This is a genomic window from Bartonella queenslandensis AUST/NH15 (genome assembly GCF_000312585.1).
Lineage (GTDB): Bacteria > Pseudomonadota > Alphaproteobacteria > Rhizobiales > Rhizobiaceae > Bartonella > Bartonella queenslandensis_A.
The window spans coordinates 1-1192 of the sequence record NZ_HE998106.1 but is presented as its reverse complement, the minus strand read 5'-3'; the positions used below and the strand labels follow the sequence as shown (position 1 = coordinate 1192).

The window sequence follows — 1192 nt, the reverse complement described above, 5'->3', positions numbered from 1 at the left end:
ATGGCGAAGAGCAAATTTGAACGTACAAAACCGCATGTTAATATAGGTACGATTGGTCACGTTGATCATGGGAAGACTTCATTGACAGCAGCAATTACGAAATTTTTTGGTGAGTTTAAAGCATATGACCAAATTGATGCAGCACCAGAAGAGCGCGCACGTGGTATTACCATTTCTACAGCCCACGTTGAGTATGAAACGGAAAATCGTCACTATGCCCACGTTGATTGTCCTGGACACGCCGATTATGTGAAAAACATGATCACTGGAGCGGCGCAGATGGATGGTGCTATTCTGGTTGTTTCAGCAGCTGATGGTCCCATGCCTCAAACACGTGAGCATATTTTGCTTGCTCGCCAAGTTGGTGTTCCTGCGATTGTCGTTTTTCTTAATAAAGTTGATCAGGTTGATGATACGGAACTTTTGGATCTTGTAGAGCTTGAAGTTCGGGAGCTTTTATCCAAATATGATTTCCCCGGTGATGATGTTCCAATTGTTAAAGGTTCAGCGTTGGCTGCTCTTGAGGATAAAGATAAAAGCATTGGTGAGGATGCGGTTCGTCTTTTAATGAGTGAGGTTGATAATTATATTCCCACACCTGAGCGTCCTGTTGATCAGCCATTTTTGATGCCGATAGAAGACGTGTTTTCGATTTCAGGTCGTGGGACGGTTGTTACGGGTCGTGTTGAGCGTGGTGTTATTAAAGTTGGGGAAGAAATCGAGATTATCGGTATTCGTCCAACGTCTAAGACGACGGTCACGGGTGTTGAAATGTTCCGCAAGCTTTTAGATCAAGGACAAGCAGGTGATAATATTGGTGCTCTGCTTCGTGGTGTTGACCGTGAAGGGATTGAGCGAGGACAAGTGTTGGCGAAGCCTGGTTCAGTTACCCCTCATACACGTTTTAAAGCAGAGGCTTACATTTTGACGAAAGATGAAGGTGGTCGTCATACGCCCTTTTTCACAAATTATCGTCCTCAGTTTTACTTCCGTACGACGGACGTTACAGGTATTGTTACGCTTCCAGAAGGAACAGAGATGGTTATGCCAGGGGATAATGTTGCGATGGATGTGTCTCTGATTGTGCCAATAGCGATGGAAGAGAAACTTCGTTTTGCTATTCGTGAAGGTGGTCGTACTGTTGGTGCCGGTATCGTCTCTAAGATCATTGAATAAATAATGCTTGTTGAAG

General features: G+C 44.4%; 1 protein-coding gene. It reads left to right on the top strand.

Going from position 1 to position 1192, the window contains the following annotated elements; translation table 11 throughout:
* Positions 1-1176 carry an elongation factor Tu gene (tuf, locus tag BN338_RS09525; RefSeq protein WP_039761634.1) on the top strand — a complete coding sequence of 392 codons (1176 nt, stop codon included), beginning with the start codon at positions 1-3 and terminating at the stop codon, positions 1174-1176.
* Positions 1177-1192 lie beyond the last annotated feature (16 nt).